At 42.3% G+C, this 20522-nt stretch carries 19 protein-coding genes; 14 read left to right on the top strand and 5 right to left on the bottom strand.

Annotated features, from left to right (window positions below; genetic code table 11):
• On the bottom strand, positions 1-929 hold a 929-nt coding region (locus ACS8E3_RS12775), incomplete at its 3' end, for a histidine kinase dimerization/phospho-acceptor domain-containing protein (protein ID WP_439244694.1).
• Positions 930-938: 9 nt separating this feature from the next.
• A complete protein-coding gene (locus ACS8E3_RS12770) occupies positions 939-1616 on the bottom strand; it encodes a response regulator (RefSeq protein ID WP_439244692.1) in 678 nt (225 codons plus the stop codon).
• A 421-nt stretch (positions 1617-2037) separates the two neighbouring features.
• Here ACS8E3_RS12770 and ACS8E3_RS12765 point away from each other — a divergent pair, with 421 nt between their 5' ends.
• The 9 genes from ACS8E3_RS12765 (at position 2038) to ACS8E3_RS12725 (ending at position 8790) form a co-directional block, all read left to right on the top strand.
• Complete coding sequence (locus tag ACS8E3_RS12765) at positions 2038-2646, top strand: cytochrome b (RefSeq protein WP_439244691.1); 609 nt, start codon at positions 2038-2040, stop codon at positions 2644-2646.
• A 223-nt stretch (positions 2647-2869) separates the two neighbouring features.
• On the top strand, positions 2870-4174 hold the full coding sequence (locus tag ACS8E3_RS12760; RefSeq protein ID WP_439244690.1) for an Lcl C-terminal domain-containing protein: 1305 nt from the start codon (positions 2870-2872) through the stop codon (positions 4172-4174).
• Between the two features lie 255 nt (positions 4175-4429).
• Positions 4430-4939, top strand: coding sequence for a Spy/CpxP family protein refolding chaperone (locus ACS8E3_RS12755; RefSeq protein WP_439244687.1), 510 nt, complete (start codon positions 4430-4432; stop codon positions 4937-4939).
• Positions 4940-5124: 185 nt separating this feature from the next.
• Positions 5125-5580, top strand: coding sequence for a MarR family winged helix-turn-helix transcriptional regulator (locus ACS8E3_RS12750; RefSeq protein ID WP_439244684.1), 456 nt, complete (start codon positions 5125-5127; stop codon positions 5578-5580).
• A 35-nt stretch (positions 5581-5615) separates the two neighbouring features.
• Positions 5616-6641, top strand: coding sequence for a YHYH protein (locus ACS8E3_RS12745; RefSeq protein WP_439244682.1), 1026 nt, complete (start codon positions 5616-5618; stop codon positions 6639-6641).
• On the top strand, positions 6619-7209 hold the full coding sequence (locus ACS8E3_RS12740; protein ID WP_439244680.1) for a hypothetical protein: 591 nt from the start codon (positions 6619-6621) through the stop codon (positions 7207-7209). The genes ACS8E3_RS12745 and ACS8E3_RS12740 overlap by 23 nt, the downstream gene beginning before the upstream one ends.
• A gap of 237 nt (positions 7210-7446) precedes the next feature.
• Positions 7447-7755 carry a hypothetical protein gene (locus tag ACS8E3_RS12735; protein WP_439244678.1) on the top strand — a complete coding sequence of 103 codons (309 nt, stop codon included), beginning with the start codon at positions 7447-7449 and terminating at the stop codon, positions 7753-7755.
• 264 nt (positions 7756-8019) lie between these two features.
• The gene (locus tag ACS8E3_RS12730; RefSeq protein WP_439244676.1) at positions 8020-8409 is read left to right on the top strand and encodes a hypothetical protein; all 390 of its coding nucleotides are present in this window, start codon (positions 8020-8022) and stop codon (positions 8407-8409) included.
• A gap of 60 nt (positions 8410-8469) precedes the next feature.
• Entirely contained in the window at positions 8470-8790 is a 321-nt protein-coding gene (locus tag ACS8E3_RS12725; protein WP_439244674.1) for a hypothetical protein, read from the top strand.
• A 113-nt stretch (positions 8791-8903) separates the two neighbouring features.
• On the opposite strand, the gene ACS8E3_RS12720 is transcribed toward ACS8E3_RS12725, so the two are convergent.
• Positions 8904-9887: a YhdH/YhfP family quinone oxidoreductase gene (locus ACS8E3_RS12720; RefSeq protein ID WP_439244672.1), complete on the bottom strand. Its 984-nt coding sequence runs from the start codon at positions 9885-9887 to the stop codon at positions 8904-8906.
• Positions 9888-9987: 100 nt separating this feature from the next.
• Here ACS8E3_RS12720 and ACS8E3_RS12715 point away from each other — a divergent pair, with 100 nt between their 5' ends.
• The gene (locus ACS8E3_RS12715; protein WP_439244670.1) at positions 9988-10893 is read left to right on the top strand and encodes a LysR family transcriptional regulator; all 906 of its coding nucleotides are present in this window, start codon (positions 9988-9990) and stop codon (positions 10891-10893) included.
• 303 nt (positions 10894-11196) lie between these two features.
• Here the strand turns inward: ACS8E3_RS12715 and ACS8E3_RS12710 are convergent, their stop codons facing one another.
• Both ACS8E3_RS12710 and ACS8E3_RS12705 read right to left on the bottom strand, forming a co-directional pair.
• Positions 11197-12453, bottom strand: a complete 1257-nt coding sequence (locus ACS8E3_RS12710) for a type II toxin-antitoxin system HipA family toxin (protein WP_198337077.1) — start codon at positions 12451-12453, stop codon at positions 11197-11199.
• Positions 12454-12457: 4 nt separating this feature from the next.
• Complete coding sequence (locus ACS8E3_RS12705) at positions 12458-12763, bottom strand: helix-turn-helix domain-containing protein (protein ID WP_192520902.1); 306 nt, start codon at positions 12761-12763, stop codon at positions 12458-12460.
• 335 nt (positions 12764-13098) lie between these two features.
• Between ACS8E3_RS12705 and ACS8E3_RS12700 the strand changes: the two genes are divergently transcribed.
• From ACS8E3_RS12700 to ACS8E3_RS12685, 4 genes are all read left to right on the top strand, one after another.
• Positions 13099-13965 carry an exonuclease domain-containing protein gene (locus tag ACS8E3_RS12700; protein WP_439244667.1) on the top strand — a complete coding sequence of 289 codons (867 nt, stop codon included), beginning with the start codon at positions 13099-13101 and terminating at the stop codon, positions 13963-13965.
• Between the two features lie 36 nt (positions 13966-14001).
• On the top strand, positions 14002-16428 hold the full coding sequence (locus ACS8E3_RS12695; RefSeq protein ID WP_439244665.1) for a tellurite resistance TerB family protein: 2427 nt from the start codon (positions 14002-14004) through the stop codon (positions 16426-16428).
• Positions 16429-16493: 65 nt separating this feature from the next.
• A complete protein-coding gene (locus ACS8E3_RS12690; RefSeq protein WP_439244663.1) occupies positions 16494-17807 on the top strand; it encodes an ATP-binding protein in 1314 nt (437 codons plus the stop codon).
• A 38-nt stretch (positions 17808-17845) separates the two neighbouring features.
• The gene (locus ACS8E3_RS12685; protein ID WP_439244661.1) at positions 17846-20104 is read left to right on the top strand and encodes a DEAD/DEAH box helicase; all 2259 of its coding nucleotides are present in this window, start codon (positions 17846-17848) and stop codon (positions 20102-20104) included.
• Positions 20105-20522: the final 418 nt, after the last annotated feature.

Raw genomic sequence — 20522 nt, 5'->3', positions numbered from 1 at the left:
TGCCCAATCAGTTCATTCATGCGAGTGGACTCTTTTTGGATACGGTCAAGATAATGCGTCGCATTAGGTGCATAGTCACGAGTCAGCTCAGTTGCCACCTCAAGGCGTGCTAGTGGCGAGCGCAGCTCATGAGAGATGTCGCTAAGCATTTGCTTACGGGACATCTCGCTATCAGCCAGTCTATTAGACAAGTCTGCAACATCTTTTGCCAAAGCACCCAATTCATCATCCCCAAGATTAGATAAATCATCACCCGCCAAATAATCACCTGCGCTCATACGATGCACCCTAAACTGAACCTGACGAATACGTTTAGATAAAGCACGGCTAAACCAGTAACAAGCCAATAGACTAAACAGTAAAATAATACCAAAGCGCACCGGAAAATGAGTTCTTTGTAAGGCGATAAGATCGGGCAGCGGCAGGCGCGGTTGTAGTTGCACAGTATAAGTATAGCTATCAGGTGTGGTGACAGATATATCCTGCAGCTCAGGATAATTGTCCGTACTTGGCACCACCTCTTGAATCATTGGGTTGGGTAGCAAGGTGCGGTTATTGTCTGCCTCGGTTGGCCTGTTATTTCGCCTTATTGACGGTATAAAGCGTGAGTATAAGGGCGCGCCGTGTTCATCAACGATAATAATCTGATCACGAAGACCACGCTCATTGCGATAGATTTGTCGTACCCCGTCATAGTCACCTGCCTTGAGTGTCTGTATTACCTCTTGACGCACAGTGACTAGGTGCGCCACTTGCATCGCCATCCGTGATTCTAGTGCTTGCGCGTTTATCCCTCTCTCTATGGCGACCGATATCACTGACGTTAATAGCAACAGCAATAATAGACTTAAAAAAAGTCGCCAAAATAGGGGTAGTGAAGGAATAACTTTGCGCTTTTTATCTGATTTTTGATCCAAATTATTTATCATAATTATTTATCACAACACCAACTGATAGCCTCTACCACGAATAGCCTTAATAGGCTCATCATGAAAGGGCTGAAGTTTTTTGCGCAGGCGCGAGACATGCACATCAAGGCTACGATCAAAGGGCTGTAGCTCACGCTGTAGTACGGTTTGCGATAGCCACTCTTTGCTGACAACCTCACCTTGGTGCTGTAGCAGTGCCACTAATAAATCAAACTCAGTACCGGTCACTTGTAGAGGAGTACCATCGATGGTGCAGATACGATGATCTTGATCTAGAGTTAAGCGCTCATGAGTGAGAGTAGGGGCATTTATGGTTGGCATGGTGGTGCGCTTAATAACGGCGTTGATACGTGCCAGCAATTCTCTAGGGTTAAAAGGTTTGGCAATATAATCATCAGCGCCAAGCTCAAGACCAATAATACGATCAATCTCATCGCCTTTTGCCGTCAACATAATCACAGGGATTTGACGAGTGGCTGGCAGCTGACGCAATACGCTAAGCCCATCTATTTTGGGCATCATAATATCGAGTACGAGCAGATCATACTCATAAGCGGTATCTTGCAAGCGCTCTAGCACTTGCTCGCCATCATAGACACAATCACAGCTGACCTCATAATTAGACAAGTACTCTTGCAGTAATTGAGTCAGCTCTTCGTCATCGTCGCCAAGCAAAATATGGGTCATCAGCTAGTCCTAAGTTTTTGATAAAAGATCGCTTATTAGCATACTGTTTTTGTGCGTCGCTCATACTACTAAATTCAACGAAGCTAAATTTAATAAAATCACATCCAACGAAACCACATCCAACAAAGCCATCAGAGCATTCCACACATTCAGTGCATAAAGTCAGTTTACAAGAGATAAGAGCCTAATGGCGTCAATCGTAACCTTTCTTAAAGTTTCATAAATCTACGCAACATGCCTTTGCAGTATCATTTGTTTTGTCGATAGAGATACATTTATCAAAAGATTAGCAATAAACTGCAAAATTATAAATCGAACATGGCACTTAATTAATCATTCGAGACATTAACAGAAAAGACAACAAGTTTTTTTAGTATTTCCAAAACTAGCAGCGTCATCGCTACCAAACTGAGTATAAGTTATGTCTACTATTGCTTTAAAAAATACAAAATACAGCTATGGTTTGATAGCCATCATATTCCACTGGATTGTCGCGCTCGCTTTTATTGGTAATTATGTCATCATTTATTATCAACACTGGTTTGTAACGCCCAAAACCGACCTGGCAAAATCATTATTTTCGTTTCATACCGCGATTGGGGTTTCTGTCTTAGTGTTTGTTGTGCTGCGAATCATTTGGAAATTCATGAACCAGCAGCCCAAAGACGTGCCAGGCACTAAGATGGAGCACTTAGCAGCACATGGCGCTCATATATTATTATATATCGTAATGATTGTTATCCCGCTTACGGGCTATCTTGGCACAGGCGGTCCCTCGCAGCTGTTCTTTTTATTTGAAATCCCTAAATTTGCTGATACGCAAATATTTCAAACGGTTGTGCAAGGTTGGATGAATCTGACATGGGAGCAGTTTGAAGCGCCTATGGATTTTATCCATAAACAAGGCGGTGCTTATTTTGTATGGGTATTAATCGCGGTTCACGCGGGCGCGGCGCTGTATCATCACTTTATTCGTAAAGACATTGTACTCAAACGCATGCTTTATCCGATGAAGCCGCCAAAGGAATAACTATTTGGCATTTATCCTTCAATCATTTACTTTTTATAAAACCTAAATAAAGTATAGTCGGTTCACTATAAAAATGTTATAGCAAGGCTGATAGAAATTTTTGCAGCATCGAAACTGCGTAGGCACAGCACGCCAGAAAATTTTTGTCGGCCTTGCTGGTTAATAAAATACATGACAATTTTATTTAGAAGCAACTATAAAACGCTAACAAGGACAGCTACCTATGATAAGCCAAAATTTAAACGATAAGTGTCATAACTTCCAACAGTCTAGAAAATGGGTAGGTACACTGTTAAGCATTAGCGTCATCGGGCTATTGAGTGCGTGTAGTCATAGCTCTCAGCCATTAAGTGACAATAGTAATCAGGCGAATACCAATTCGCAATCCTTAATCGAGACAGACTTTAGCTATCCAATTATCGACACTCAGCAGCAGCTTTGCTTTGATAACGAAGGCACGGCGATTACTTGCCCTGATTTGAGTGATGCACTGTATGGGCAAGATGCTCAATTTGAGGGTGTCAAAGCGTCTTATACTAATAATCAAGATGGCACGGTGACAGATAACGTAACGCACTTGATGTGGCAAAAAACACCCGATTATCAACACTATCAGCACGATGATGCTGTCAACTACTGTGCCAATCTAGCGGTAGGCGGTTATGATGACTGGCGACTGCCTACTATCAAAGAGCTGTATTCGCTCGCTGATTTTCGCGGTGAGCTGGTTGACCCAAGCGACAATAGCAAGAACACCCCTTATATTGATACCGACTATTTTGACTTTAAATACGATCAACGCATGGCTTATATCGGGCAGTACTGGTCAAGTACCAAATACACGCGCGGGCCGCTGCATAATAGCGAAAACGTCGATGCCGCGTTTGGCTTTAACTTTGCGGATGGTCATATCAAAGCGTATGAGACAGGTTATGTCTTTGGTACAGACAACAAAACAGTGCAAGCGCCAGGCAACTTTGTACGCTGCGTACGGGCCCCAGAAAACGTCTATGGCGTCAACGATTTTGTGACCAATAACGATGGCACGGTAACTGACAATGCCACTGGACTGATGTGGCAGCAAGCAGATGATGAGATGAGATACTCATGGCAAGACGCTCTGATCGTCGCCAAAAATGCCAAGCTGGCAGGTTATGATGACTGGCGGCTGCCAAATACTAAAGAGCTGCAAAGTATTGTGGACTATGGGGGAGAAGTAGGTGAGTTTCCTGCTATTGATACGCAGTTTTTTACGCTAAGTGCTGACAATACTGTGGCTGACCCAACGTGGGTATGGACTAATACGACCCAAGGCGACTTTAAGTACACGGCGGATTATATCTCTTTTGGTAAAGCCTTTAGCAAAAAGAACTCAAGTGCGACAACGTATTACGACTGGCATGGCGCAGGCGCACAGCGTAGTGATCCAAAATCTGGTCATCCTGCTGATTATGATATGGCTTCTGAAAATGCTACTGATTTGGTCATGACTAAGAACTATGTTCTATTAGTTCGTGATGCTAAGTAATATCAGCAGTAGTGGAAGTAAATAAAACCAATGTAGCTCGGTGGACTGGGTGAAGTTTTTGGCGCTTAACTAAAGATATCAGTAGTGACAATCGTAACCTTTCTTAAAGTTTCATAAATCTACGCAACATGCCTTTGTATTATGATTTGTCTTGTCGATAGAACCTTGTTTTATCACGGAGCTGACAATGATTCGCAAGACTGTAAATTGAGCAAGCCCTCATAACTTTAACATTCATTCCAAAAGGAAATCATAATGAAAAATTTAACCATCGCCACCCTATTATCAGCGTCAACTTTATTAGGAATGGCTGGCATTGCCAGTGCCGCACCAGACAATCAAACGCCGCGCGCATCCCAGATGCAACATCACAAAGGCAGTATGTCTGCAACTAGAGGGCCATTAGCACAGCTCAATCTGACAGCTACGCAGCAAGCTCAAATTGAAGCTATCAGAGAAAATAAAAAGGCGGAGCGTGATAACAACCGCGCGCAAAACCAAGCTCAGCGAGAGCAGATGCGCGAGCAAGTACAAGCCTTATCAAATGCCAATACGCTCGATACGGTCGCCTTAAATCGCTTAGCAGATCAACATGCCCAGCAGGCCAAGCAGCGTTTTATCGATAGGGTTCAAAGCCAACAAGCGATCGCTAAAGTATTGACTGCGGATCAGCGCGCACAATTGCAGCAGATGCGAGCAGAGCGCGGTGAGCAAGGTGAGAATAGAGGTAGAGGCGACAGAGGCCATAGCCGCAGTGGTGCTTAATATTGTTTATTTACAAATGCATTTTTGATAAGTTAAATCTATAAGTCTGACATAACCCTACTATCATATCGATAGTAGGGCTTTTCAATGATTATCTGACAGTAAAACTTTTAAATATTTACTTTACAATAGCTATTAATTATTAGCATGCTAATAATTAATATACTAACTGTATTATGAGTCATATGCCAAACCAACCTTATCCGTTCCATTTCTTTTTGCACTGTGGCCATCTTATTGAAGAGCGCTTGCGCATCAAGCTTGCGCCTTTAGAGATCACGCCGCGTCAGGCACGAGTATTAGATGCACTGGGCAGGATGGGACAAGCGTCGCAAGTACAATTGGCTGACGAATTTGGCTTATCTGCCGCCAGTATGAGCACCATGACCACTCGACTGTTGGCAGCAGGCCTGATAGAAAAGCGCGTCGATGCGCAAGAGCTACGTAGTAATGTGCTTAAGCTCTCTGAACATGGAAGCAGTTTGTTGAAGCAGATTTATCAGGTATGGAGGCAGATGGATCAGGAGATAGAGGCTGCCATTGGAACTGAAAACGCGATTCAACTTGCAACGATTACACATAAGCTACGCAATGCTTTTGGTGGGTTTACCCCAGGTGAGAGTGAGTCAAACGCCAATTAAACAATGCTATAAATTATCATCATAAGGATATGGTAATGCAACGTCATGCCGTTACACTCAGCTTAACTTGTTTAACACTAGCTATCGCCTCGATTGGTTTATCAGCTTGTAGTAGTGAGGTGACTAATACCAATACAAATACTAGTGTTCCGATTATAGATCTAAACGCCATAGCACAATCCGTGCAACCCGCTTACTTTTTAGAAAAAGGATTAGTTGAGCCAATCAGTACGGTATCTTGCTCATTATCAGATGGCAGTACGGGTGACTGCTACAAAATCGTCACCAAGAATACGCCAAGCGATGTCGGCATGGGGCCTTGGTGCCCGAGCAATATCGCCGATGATGCCTCAAAGGGCGGCATTTGGTTAGAGAATGGAGAGGTCTATGATGTCGATGGCAAATTTATTCAAAACTTGGCTGAATTTTATGGTGATAGCAACTGGAATATGTATAACAAAACTACAGGTGAGATCATAAAAACCTCAACGCTTGAGGAATGTGTGGCTACTGCCAATCCTAATGTCGGCGCAGAATATCGTAACTACTGCGTTGAGTGTTTGCCTGAATATGTCACAGACTTAAGCGAAACTTTTTATATTCCAGTCACTCCAAAACCCGCTGCTACTATCACTAAATTTGGCGGGCCAGGCCCGCACGCAACTGGTCCATCAGTACGGGGAATAGCCTTTAATGGCGTACGCTTTGACGCGCCAGCGCCTGTGAGTAATATATTAGCAGCCTATACTATAGCTCCCTTTGATGATGCAGGTGGTCATATCAACCCTAATGCAGGTTACCATTATCATGCCGCGACAGGCATGACTACTGCTATTGCTCAGGATGATGGACACGCGCCAATGATCGGCTACGCCCTTGATGGGTATGGTTTATATGCCAATACAGATACCAATGCTGGTGCTGAAAGCAATGAATATACTGACCTTGATGCGGCGCGTGGACACGAAGATAGCGTGCGCGGCTATCACTATCATGTCGATAAAGCGGGTAATAATAACTTTATCAATGGACTACGGGGTGTCTATGCTATTAATCATTAGGTTACCAACGAATAGACTAAAAACTAGCCTACCGCAGATTAAAATTTCACCAAAGGCTATTACATACCTAGTAGCGTTAGGTCTTAGTTTAACGAGTCTTAATTCCTCAGCCCATGATCCGAACACAGCGACGCTTATCCTATCTAAATCGGCTAGCGGCGAGTACCTAGTGCAGCTGAACGGCGCCTTGACAGGGGTTGAGGCGCAAATTAATCAGACTTACTCAAAAGAGGCGTATCAGACAGCTGAGCAGTTTGAAGACTTAGCGCGCAAGCATTTTGTGGATTCGCTGACGCTTGTTGTCAATGATCAGCACATTGCCATAACCAATCCGATTGTGCAATTGGGTCATGGCACCCAGTTTATGGCCAAAGCTCAGGGAGTTCCTAAAACAATTGAATCTATTGAGCTGAGCAATACGTTTTTTAAAGATTTACATGGCAATAAGATGACCGTTGTCTTTTTATCTGATCAGCTGTCAAGCTCTAAGTATGTGCTTAATGATAAAAACAATCATCATTTAAGTCTGACCTTTAAACAAGGTCAATGGTGGCAAAATGATAGGTAAAACTTTTGACTTTGTTAGAGTAAATTGTGCAGACCTATATTTAGAGGAATAGTGCTATAAGAAGAGTTTTTTTTAAATACTGGTAAAGTAACAAATGTCACCTTTCTTAAAGTTTCATAAATATACGCAACCCCATTATTATTTATACTCTCCTTTGTAATCAAAGCATTGGTAACTACGACATTGTTACCTACGACAAGGTCGAATTATTGAATATAAAGCCAAAAAGAAATAATGATGAAAAAATTAATGATCAGTTTAGTTATAGCGACTTCTAGCTGTTTTGCGATGCTCAGTCCGGCTAGTGCAGCTAGTCATAAAACAGAAACGCACTCCTCTCAAGTTCAGAATCAAAAAGAGAAAGCTAATGCTAAGCAAGTAAAAGCTAAGCAAGTCGCTGCCTCAAAGCATAAAATAACTAAGCAGCACTCAAAGCCTGAGCCTGTCAAAAAATCTACTTCCGCTCAGCATAAGAACGTACATGTCAAGGCTAAGAATGGCTCTCCTAAACACTTTACTGCTCAGAAAAAAGTCGATCAAAGATAGACGTTATAAAACATAGAGGAATGAGTGATAAACACTTTGTATAACGAACCAGCCTTATTAGGTTGGTTTTTTATGTTTATAAAAGCTAATAATATAGAATATAGCAGCAATCGTTACCTTTCTTAAAGTTTCATAAATCTCCGTAACGTAGAAAGTGAATATACTTTCTTGATGGGGTATGGGATCGCTTCAATATTTCACCTATCGATTCAGGCAGTTAGGTTATAACTGTTCACAGCAGCTCTAAATGTAAAAGGAGTTATCATGAAGAGTATAGCAGTAAGCTTTTTTATATCGCTAGTAGAGAATATTGCAGTTGTTTTAATATTGCCAACTCTAAAAAATTTTGCTCTTGGTGTGATGTTAGCGGTATCTACAATTTTTACGATAATTAACCCTGCAAATGCTGCTGCTAATGATATGACACATTACCCTACATCAGTAGCGGCTCATCAAGTAACTACCAAAGAATCTGAATCAATAAATCTAAGTAACGAGGCATCTGATACGCATAAGAGTAGCCATTCTAAAAATAGTGATCAACAGAAATATCATCGATCAAAATACGAGAGTGTCAAGAAAAAAGTTGAGATGAATCGAATGCTCAAAACAGGTGAGGGTCGCAGATTAGGGTCTGGGAGTTATAGCTCTTAGTTTTAAAACTAAATATTCAAATCAGCACCTACTATGAATATTACAACAAGGAGTATTATCATGAGAAATTATTTTAGTATGTTTAGCACTAAAGTACGATTATTTTGTTTAGGCTCAGCATTATTCATAGCACCAGTAACCTCAACTTTTGCCATATTACCTATGATGTCACAAGTATTTGAACCTAGCTCAATTACTGTGAATTCTGATGATGAGAAGCAATGGAATAGCTATAATGACTTGAGTGGTGAAGACAGTTATTTAGATGTTGCCAGTAATACAGATAAACAATATAAATCTGAATTACTAGCATTTGATATACAGCAACTACCTATTCTGAGTCTTAGTGAACGCACTATTATTATGAGATCAACGTTATAAGTTATTTTATTAAAATGTTGAAGAATAGCGTCTTAAAAGAGCCGTTCCTAAAAGGTGAGTCTCTCCTGACTATACTGGATCGACTCATTCTCTATATTGATAATCACAAACGCTTATAAAATCTTGACCACATAGCGACCAACGGACTGTCCCTCTAGCATCAACTGATAAGTTGCTTTGATATCTTCAAGCGCAATCTCATTGGTGATACTCGCTAGTGCCTCCACCTTCCATTCATCAGCGAGTTTATCCCAAGCCGCTTGCTTCTTGTCCAGATTGCACTCGACAGAGTCAATACCGATTAATCTGACACCTCGTAAAATAAATGGAAATACGTTAGTATTTAATTCATGGGAAGCGGTCAAACCACAACAGGTCGCGACACCATCATATTTTATATATTTTAAAGCATTGGCTAAGATATCACCGCCAACCGTATCAACTACTCCAGCATATCTCTCAGCCATCATTGGCTTTTTGGCGTCCTCATTAAAGGCTTGTCTGAGAATAACTTCTGTGGCACCAATTTGCTTTAAGTACTCTATTTGCGTCTGTTTTCCTGACACTGCAACGACATTAAAGCCTATTTTACTCAGTATTGAAACCGCTATAGAACCGACGCCGCCTGTCGCCCCAGTTACTAAAACCTCGCCATCTTCAGGCTTGACACCATTATTTATCAGCTCATTAACGCTCAAAGCTGCAGTCAGTCCTGCCGTGCCAAAAGTCATGATGTCTTTGTCAGTCATTTCTATCGGTACTCTTGCAACCCATGAGGCTGGAACTTTGACAAACTCTGCATGACCGCCATCGGTATCCATGCCCAAATCATAACCCGTCACTAGCACTTTTTCGCCGATAGCAAAGGCATCAGAAGTGGTTTCATGTACCACGCCTGCCACATCGATACCTGTGATATGTGGGAATTTTCTGGTCACGCCAGGATTACCTATAGAACTTAAGGCATCCTTATAATTTAGGGAAGAATAAGTGGCCTTTATGACCACTTCATTTTCGCCGCATTGAGGTACAGGAACCTCTTGTATGCTGCTTGAGAATTTTTTATCTTCGCTTTTTTTGACGACAAATGCTTTCATAATATGACACCAATTAGTTAAGTAGCTACTATCATAACGCTGGCTTATTGCATAATAAACAGGGTAATATTTGATACATTATCAAATAAGAATTGAAAATATGTTGTTATCCGATCTTGAAGTTATTTTAAAAATCGCCGAACACCGCAGTATCACAGCTGCGGCAACGCATCTGGACATGCGCGCGGCCACTGCTAGTGCGGCACTCAAACGGGTCGAAAAAGCGTTAGGTGCTGAAATATTTATCCGAACGACGCGGCAGTTACGGCTATCGAGTGCAGGAGAGCGCTATATACCGGAATGTGAAAAAGCTCTGTTACTGCTTGAACAAGCGCGGCAAAATATAAAAGAAGACCTCGACGTCGTTGATGGTGAGCTGCGAATCACCCTACCTTCTGATCTAGGACGTAACGTTGTCACTCCATGGCTTGATGAGTTATTAGACAAGCATCCAAATTTAAGCTTGAGAGTGAACTTGAGTGATAGTCAGATCGACTTTTATCGCGACTCTGTAGATATGGCATTACGCTATGGCTCACCCAAAGATGCTGGATTTTATGGCTTTAAGATATGTGATACGCAAGGCCTGCTTTGCGCATCGCCCGAGTATTTAGAAGAGCATGGCATACCTCAACACCCGCATGAGCTACCAGCGCACAATGCCCTGTTTTATCAGCTGTACGATAAGACTCATGATGTTTGGGAGTTCACCAAAGATAAACAAATACATAAAGTAAAAATGAATGGCAACCGAGCGTCTAATGATGGCGATCTGGTTAAGCATTGGTGTATTGAAGGCAAAGGGCTTGCGGTAAAGTCTTGTTTGGATCTATCTAACGATATATTAGCAGGTAGACTGATTCCTATCATGACTGACTATCAAGCAAAGCAAAATGAGCTTTGGCTAATTTGCCCAAGCAGGCAGTCGATAACACCTGCAGTAAGATTGCTTCGGGATACCTTAAGAGAAAAATGTGCTGAGCTTATAAATCGTTTATCTATATAGCCTCTGCTGTTAAACGCGATTATTGACGCTAGTTGACAAAATATCACCTTTTTAAAGCCGATAAAGGATTAGATATGTTAATTGATGACCGAATCAAATAGCTTATGACAAGTGTTTAATAAAGACTAAAGCTTAGGTATGATAAGGTTTTCAAGGGTCTAAAGTAATGCGAGGTTATGTCTAAATACAATGGTTGGTGCGCCCACCACGCAACGACTATATCAATTAAAGTCTTTTAAAATAAGGGTTTTATAGGCTTTTGTATTATTTTTAACAACAAATTTAACAACTTATATAACGCCATCAACTTGCCATCCGCTCAATGTTATCTTTTATATCACAAGCGACCTTATTTGATAACTCTTTTTCAATATCATAGTTGTCAATGATAGTTAAAAACGCTTCAGCGACTGATGCTACTTGATCAATCATTGCTTGAGCTTTATTTTTCTTAATATCAGCTGCTTTAGCCAGTTTCAGTAAGTCAGATCGAGTAGGGTGCTTCGCTTCACCTGTCACATCCATTTGATGATAACCATTCATTCCTGAGTTATAAGCAAGATCATAAACGGGCGCTAATGACCACCTGCCAGCTTTGTCCATCATAAAAGAGAAGTTTTTGCTATGGTCGTCTTTATTATTAAAAATCACATTAAATACCGCATGCCTAAAACCGTCTTCTACCGCGGCTTGTGACCCAGTTAACATACGCACACAGCGCAAATACTGCAGATAATCTAGCGATGGGATGCGAAAATCAATGTCTAATAAGCCTGCCAGCGTATGAGTATGCACGCGCTGATCGCCTATTCGGTCAAAACGCTCAACCCCAAACGCGGCATAGTCGTTATTAATATCAAAATAGTGATGCGCTGGCATGTTAAGACCTGCTTGTTTTGCCATATCAGCGTAAAGCGCTTCTAATAGACAGACGCTTTTGTGCTCAGACTGAGCAGGGAACTTGATAAGCCAAGGTGTTGCCGGTGGGTTTGCGCGGGTTAAATCAGTAGTGATAAAATCACTTGCCTCATCATATAAAACCAACGCTTTTGGTCTAGCGCCCTGAGGGGAGCCGCCAATAACGATAAGCTCAGCCAATATGTCACTGTCTTGACCCGATAGAATGGTTTGATTGGCAGCCGCAAGCTTCGCTAAAGTCAGCTCCGGCATATCAATAGCATCAGATAAGTCATGCTCAGGTTCAAAGCTCAGGGCGCCCATGGCTGAATCGCCAATATAAGCCAAGCGATCTAAAACATTAATTTGCTGTATAGGTTTGTCCATAACCTTCCGAAAAAACCTATCCATCAGCAGCATGCCCCAACCATCAGGCAAGCTATCTGACAACAGACCGCAAAGATAATGACTGGACGCATGACTGCCATAATAAGGCGCACTGCGTAGTGGCATCTCGATAGGCGATATCTCTAAACCATCAGCAATCCACGCCGCATCATAGCCAAATACAGGGCGGCGTCCGTCCATTGTGAGCTGACCGATAAGACGCTTAGATCCAAAGCCTTTATAATAGACATTAATAACAGATATTGGTTGGTACATAGCGTTACTCGCTAGCTTTATTTGATGCTCGCAGGCGTGGGTTTTGTTTAGCGATAATGTCTTCAATACTGCTAGGTTTGATGTCAAACAATTCGGCAAAATGATTAATCATACCAAGTGCAATGGCAAGCCGGATTACATTATCTAGCGTGCCACCTTGTCCCGACTCAATGCGAGCCACTGTACTGACACCAACACCTGCTTTTTCTGCTAGAGTAGCTTGGGTTAGATTGAGTACCAATCGCTGCGTTTTTAGGCGCTCACCCAAAATGACAGCTATCTCACTTGGCGTATAAAAATCAAATCGCATATTATGTTAATCGCTCATAATTGGATGTTTAAGTGCTATTATAGCATTTAAAGACTCAAATATGAATGATGGTGTATATAAGTAATAAGTTGACAGCAAATTATATTGCTCTAGCACTCATCTTTAGTGTCATGAATCATGCGGAAAATATTAAAATATAGTTTTAACCCTTTAAAGTATAGCGCTTGTGAAGCAAGAAGATGTCGCAAGGCTATCGTCAGAGTTTCAATAGAGCTCTATTCATATTTATCAATCAGATAGGTTGGGATGTCAATTTTAGTTTACTGTTATTAGCGATTCAGATATATTACATACCATTTGTGCAAGGATAGATGATGAATTTCGTGACTATTGATGTGGAAACTGCTAACTCAGATGTCGGCTCTATTTGCCAAATAGGAATGGCGAAATATATCAAGGGTAAGCTGGTAGATACTTACTGTCATTTTATCAGACCAGCGTCTAGCTTTAGTCGAGTAAATACAGGCATTCACGGTATCGATACCATACAAGTTAAAGACGCGCCGTCTATGTTTGATATTTATGGCAATATCATTCAGTTTGTTGGGAACAATATGGTGGTCAGTTACACCGATTTTGATCAAAGAGCGATAACCAAATGCTTAGATGATCATAATTTACCGCTACCTTCTTGGCAATGGGTGGACGCCTCACGCATGGTACGTGATACTTGTCAGCGCTTTAAGGATTCAGGATATAACCTTGCCAATGTGTGCCGCGAGTGGCGATATGATTTTAACCATCATGACGCCTTAGAAGACGCTAAGGCATGCGGTTTTGTGACAACTACGATTCTTAGAGAAAATAGCGCCTGCATTACAGAGTGGTTACAAGACGCCTCATCTCAAGCAAACACCAAACGCACGCCGCCGCGATTCCCTCAAAATCGAGCGATAGCAGGCAATAAAGAGGGGCGGTTTTTTGGACTAAATATTTGTTTTACAGGTGAGCTGTCCATAAAGCGGGCTGAAATTACTGAGATTGCTGCAAAGCAAGGATTTCATGTTAAGGCAGGTGTGTCCAAAAAGCTTGATTACTTGGTTGTGGGAACGCCCGACTTAGCCGTACTAAATGGACATGACAAAAGCAGTAAACAGCGCAAGTCTGAGGCGCTGATAGCAGAAGGTAGTGATATCAGTATTATTACAGAGCATGAGTTTCTTAAAATACTAAAACTATAGTTGATTCTTTGTTTTTTATAATGGGCTTCATAGATAATGAAAAACTTCATTGATAACGTCATGGCACGGTTTAAAGAAAAATACGATGCCAAGGACAATGATACAAAGACCACTTTTATCGATTTGCCGCCTGATATAAAACAGTCAAGTCGTACGAGCCAATACGATAACAGTGACTCAGATGATATCGATAACCTAGCGACGTTTGTCCTCTCATCAGACGACTTAACAAGCCGTCAAAATGACCAAATTATACCCTCAAATCAAAACCTCAAAAAAGGACGCTGGGTCACTCAGTACGAGTCCATAACGATTCATGGTCGCACAATTGAACGGGGATTTATTTATGTGGGTGCGCAGCTTGATACATTGGTCGGCTATGGTATTGAGCCCTCATTAATAGATGAGCGCTTATCAGTCAGTCCGCCGAAATTCATACATAGCATGACCACCATTTATAGTGATGAGTCGCTTGGATACTGGCCAGCTTATGTGCAGCTTTCACCCGCATGCCGCGGCACTTATTTAGACTGGTTGGCGTCAGATCGTACCCATCCTAATATACCCATCGGTTACGTGTTTATTTACTTTAACGGGCTTGAGCGCCGCGTGATTGAAAGTATCAGTGAAGATAATGTTTCTGACGATGAGTTCATTAGCCTCTATAATGAAGTGTATCGTTTGCATACGATTTATGGCGAGAAGTCCTCTTTTTATAATTATTCCGCCCGTCTTTTAGAGTTTATGACGCTGGTGCGCTCACCACTATTCGAAGACCGATTACAAGCCAACCAAGTGTCACCGCCACCTGCCAACAGCCATAATCTCATCTTTAAAATGCAATTGGCAAAAATCGTAACTTTAAGGCAGCCTATTCCTACGACATTGGCGTGGGAGTGGCTGGTTTTTTCTAATGAGTATCATTTTAAAACGCCTGCAAGGCGCTGCGCATCAGAGTTCAAAGACTTGTTTGATATTTTATATCAAAAAGCCTATCCCAAGGGCTTTATGGTTGCCCCTAATAAAACCAAATTAAAATTAAACTATAATGCTGCCAGTCGTGCCATTGGTTATGTTGATCTAACGCTTGATGACTTGCAAGATGCCAGTGTTTTAAAAGCACCGGTTAAAAAATTGACGGCTATTGCTGAGCAATGCAATGAGGCGTTAGATGCTTATAGTCGCTATTTGGGTCATGATAATAACGACAAAATGGACATAGATGCCATATTGCTATTGCCAGAGGTATTGACTGAGCGACCAGATTATCAAAACAAATACCCTGCCATAAAAGACTTTAAGCTATGGGCGGTGTCTATTGTTTTAAACAATGAAGGACTGACGACAGTTGATGCATTGTGGCGTTGTATTCATGAGCGGTCATCCAACGCGCCTGCATCATCCCATGCGTTGCCTCGGTCATTAACCAAAAAACATCATGAGCGTATTATTAATTTAGCCGAGCGGGTAGGCTTTGGTGTCGTACCTGATCCGCGTTATTATCAGGCTAAGCTAAAGTCGGATGGGTATGTCGTTATATTTCGCGGCGGTCACGGTCATGACTTTGAGCCAAGCGCCGCTTTTTATCAAATCAGCTTAGCGCTCAGATTAGGAGCAATGGTTGCCACTATAGATGGTCATGTTGATAAGCAAGAAGTAGATACGCTATTGACAATTACCGAGCAGGACCAGTCACTGTCAAGCATTGAAAAGTCATCATTAAAGGCATATCTACTGTGGCGATTAAACACGCCATCCAATATGGCAGGATTAAAATCAAAACTTAGCGCTTTAAGTGAGGATTACGTCAGCTTTATCAGCCATTTTATTATTAGCGTTGCCTTAGCAGATGGTCAGGTAAAACCAAACCAAGTTAAGCAAATTGAAAAGCTATATCAGGTGTTAGGTATTGATAAGCAAACCGTCATTAGTGATATTCATCACATCACCAGCACCAAAAAGCTATCAAAAACCACAACTGTGTCAGATCAAAAAACAGATATTATGGGTGACGCTATAAGTACAACTGATAAAGACAGCTCACATCAGCCGTTTGTTTTTGATAAAGAATTATTAGCCGCTTATGAGAGCGATACTGGGGATGCCAAAGCCATGCTGGCAAGCATATTTGCAGATGAGGACATAGCAGATGAAGACAGTGATGTATTGTCAGATTCGCTCGTAGCTGACCATGACGATACTCATGACGACATCGCTCATAATACTTTAGTAAAAGGGTTAGATACCACGCACAGTCAGCTTTATCAGCAGCTTATTAGCAAAGAGGTTTGGCAGCGTGAAGAGGCTGAAGTCTTGTGTGAGTCACTAAACCTTATGGTTAATGGGGCTATTGAGACTATTAATGACTGGGCTTTTGATAATGTTGATGCGCCTGTGTTAGACGATGATGATAACCTTGTAATTGATTTTGAAATCGTCGATGAATTAAAAACACTGGTCTGACAGACAGTCACGATAATTCTGACGATAACGATAATAACAATGTAATGACAGCGTAAGGATAAGCCATGACAAGCAAAAAAATCAGAACCAAAGAGCGCGATGCCATCATTCAATCGCTGAAGGCTGGGGTGACCCCAAAGGTCGGTATTCAGCATATTCAAGTGGGGCGTATTCATGAGCTCAAAGCGCTGATCGATGATATTGATCGCGTGGCGGATGGTGGTTCTGCCTTTCGGTTGATTATTGGTGAGTATGGGTCAGGCAAAACCTTTTTTTTGAGTGTGGTAAGAGCGATTGCGCTTGAGCGTAAGCTTGTCACAGTAAACGCTGACTTATCACCTGACAGACGCATTCAAGCATCAAGCGGGCAAGCAAGACACTTATATTCTGAGCTCATGCGTAACCTATCGACGCGTAATAAATCAGACGGCAATGCGCTTGCAAGCGTTGTCGAGCGCTTTATTACCGAAGCTCGCAAACGCGCTGATAGCACGGATGAAACCATTGGTGAGGTAATTCAAGATAAGTTGGCTGAGCTGACAGAACTGGTGGGCGGTTATGATTTTGCTAAAGTGATTGAAGCGTATTGGCAAGGTCACGAATCAGGCGATGATGCGCTAAAAGCCAATGCCATTCGTTGGTTACGGGCAGAGTACTCAACCAAAACCGATGCCAGACGCGATCTGGGCGTGCGTACGATCATCTCTGACGCCTCATTTTATGACGCGCTAAAGATTATGAGTCTGTTTGTACGTCAAGCGGGTTATCAAGGCTTATTGGTCAATCTAGATGAGATGGTCAATTTATATAAGCTCAATAGCACCCAAGCTCGTCAAGCCAATTACGAGCAAATCCTACGTATTTTAAACGACTGCTTGCAAGGGTCAGCCGCCCATTTGGGGTTTTTGTTAGGCGGTACGCCGGAATTTTTACTTGATCCGCGTAAAGGACTCTACAGCTATGATGCGCTACAAACACGGCTTGCAGACAATAGCTTTGCCAAGCGGGCAGGAGTGATTGATTACACGTCCCCTGCGCTGCATTTAGCGAGCCTTACGCCAGAAGAGTTATATATTTTACTCAAAAATCTGCGTCACGTTTATGCAGGTGGCGATGAAACCAAATACTTAGTACCAGATGAGTCCTTGCAAGCTTTTTTGCAGCATTGTAGCCAAACCATTGGTGACGCTTATTTCAGAACACCTCGCAATACGATTAAGGCGTTTTTGGACATGCTTGCCGTCATTGATCAAAATCCAGACGTCTCTTGGGATCAGCTCATAAGCGCGGTCGCCATTGATCCAGAACATCCGTCTGATATGGATATCGATATGAGCGGGATGGATGCAGAGGATGAATTGGCTGATTTTAAACTATAGGCTTTCGATAATACTCATAAAAATAAGAGAAATAACTTTTGAGAGACGCGCATTTTCAGCTTGATTATCAGGTACAGCGCTGGATATTTAATCAGGGCTGGCAAGGGTTGCGTGACGTTCAAGCCCAAGCGATAGCGCCCATTTTATCAGGTGATACGGATGTATTGATCAGTGCAGCGACGGCAGCGGGCAAAACGGAAGCGTTTTTCTTGCCTGCCTGTAGTGCGCTTATGCGCTCAGATAAACGTGATAATGGCGTTGGTATCTTATATATCAGCCCGCTCAAAGCATTGATTAACGATCAGTATCGCAGGCTTGAAAGCTTGGCTGAGCTGCTTGATTTGCAAGTGACGCCTTGGCATGGTGACAGTCCTTTAGGTCAAAAAAGACAGCAAAAAAAATCACCATCCGGCATTATTTTGATCACGCCTGAATCACTTGAGTCGCTGCTTGTGCGTGATATGGGCTGGGTCAAACAAGCATTTAGCAACTTACAATACATTGTGATTGATGAGTTTCATGCTTTTTTGGGAGGCGCGCGCGGTCAGCACTTATTGTCGTTATTGACAAGGCTTGAACATGTGACCGATCGTATCACCTCGCCCATCCCGCGAGTGGCATTGAGTGCCACCTTAGGAGAGCTGCAAAGCGTACCGCGGTCACTCAGACCCAACCAGTCGCTGCCTTGCACCATCATAGAAGACAGTAATGCCCGTGCTAGTGCCAAAGTTCAGGTAAAGGGCTATGTTCAGCCCAGCCAATTAACACTTAACACGAATCAAGAACAGGCGGATTCTGAATATCACGTCTTTGAAGGTATCGATGTTCTTGACACTGCTGAGACAAAAGTCTGCGCTGATCTATATCGATTGTGCCGCGGTGGCAATCATCTGGTATTTGCTAACAGTCGCGCGCGTACCGAGCTGATTGCCGCAGGACTGAGTGATCTGTGTGAGTACAACACCGTGCCTAATGAGTTCTTTCCGCATCATGGCTCGCTCTCAAAAGAGCTAAGAGAAAGCTTAGAGACACGCCTACAAAAAGAGGCACTGCCAACCACTGCCGTTTGCACCATGACTTTAGAGCTTGGTATTGATATTGGTAAGGTTGACACCGTCATTCAAGTCACCGCCCCACATTCAGTTGCAAGCCTTCGCCAGCGGCTTGGACGCTCAGGCAGACGCGGCGGCTCAGCGGTACTTAGAATGCTGATCACCGAGCATGAGATTAATAAGAATAGCAGCCTAATCGATGACTTGCGGCTTGAGTTGATTCAGTCTCTTGCCATGATAAGGCTACTCATTACTGACAAGTGGTTTGAGCCTGCCAACACGTCTTTATATCATTTTTCAACATTATTGCATCAAGTGCTTGCCCTAGTGGGACAGTGGGGCGGCATTCGTGCTGACCAAATATACGTGCTATTGTGTAACCAAGGTCCTTTTCAAAAGGTACAGCCTGCACACTTTAAGTTGCTGCTCATTCAAATGGGAGCAGCGCAATTGCTTATCCAATTGGGCAACAATCAACTCGTACTAGGCGTGATGGGAGAGCGTATCGTCAGTCATTATACTTTTTATGCCGTGTTTAAGACCCCAGAAGAATACCGTATCGTGGCTGGCAATAAGACGCTGGGAACATTGCCCATTGATACCATGATATTGCCCGATCAATATATTATTTTTGGTGGCATACGCTGGCAGGTCAAAGACATTGATGTTGAGAAAAAAATCGTTGATGTCATCAAAGTCAAAGGCGGGGGCAAGCCACCAACATTTGGTGATAGCAGTATGTCCATACATGACAAAGTTCGCCAGGAGATGATTGGTATATTGAACAAAAAAGACTACCGAATTCAGGTTGGTAGCGAGTACATAGATTTTACCGATACAGTCGCAAAGCAGTTGTTTTTAGACAGTATCAAAACGTTTGAAAGGTATGATTTAAGCCATCAATCACTCGTCAATAAAGACGGTAGTTGCTATATATTTATGTGGCGCGGCGATAGCGTGGTTAATACGTTGGTAGCGCTACTGTTACAACATGGATTTACGGTTGAGAGTTACGCTGGGGTTATTTGCGTACTCAAAACCAGTTCTGCTCAAGTCTATCCGTTTTTACAAAAAATCGCTCAGCGCCCGCTACCGACTGCCACTGAGCTTGCCACAACTGTTCCTAACAAAATGATCGAAAAGTTTGATGAATATCTACCTGATGAATTGCTTGATATGGGTTACGGCGCACAAGCATTTGATATCGAGGGATTGGATGATTGGCTAAGAGCATTTAGTAAATAAATTTTTTGAAACGGTATCATCATTATCTTTATGATAGCCATCAGGTTTTTGAGAAAGCAAACCCCGATATCACTCATGCCACCTAAGAATTTCGTAAAACTGACGAAACCTGCTGAGCGTTTACTATTATAGCCTAGCAGGGTTTTTTTGTGCCAAATCGCACTAGGTGCATATCACTCTATTCTATGAACACTGATAATGCGACACCCTGAAAAAGAGCAGGATAGTTACCTAGTAATTAATAGAATATCAAATACCGCCTTTGAGATTTATCAGCAATACCATTGATTTACATCGATTGTTTGTACAAAGAAACTCACTGCTTTTCTAACAAATCTCACATTCAGACTTGCCGAGTAATGTCGAATGCCCTTATGATGGTTGTATTTTGTCTAAGATGAGTTATCACTTTATCGCT

It is taken from the genome of Psychrobacter sp. 2Y5 (assembly GCF_051847375.1).
Taxonomy (GTDB): domain Bacteria; phylum Pseudomonadota; class Gammaproteobacteria; order Pseudomonadales; family Moraxellaceae; genus Psychrobacter.
This window is presented reverse-complemented; position numbering and strand designations above follow the sequence as displayed.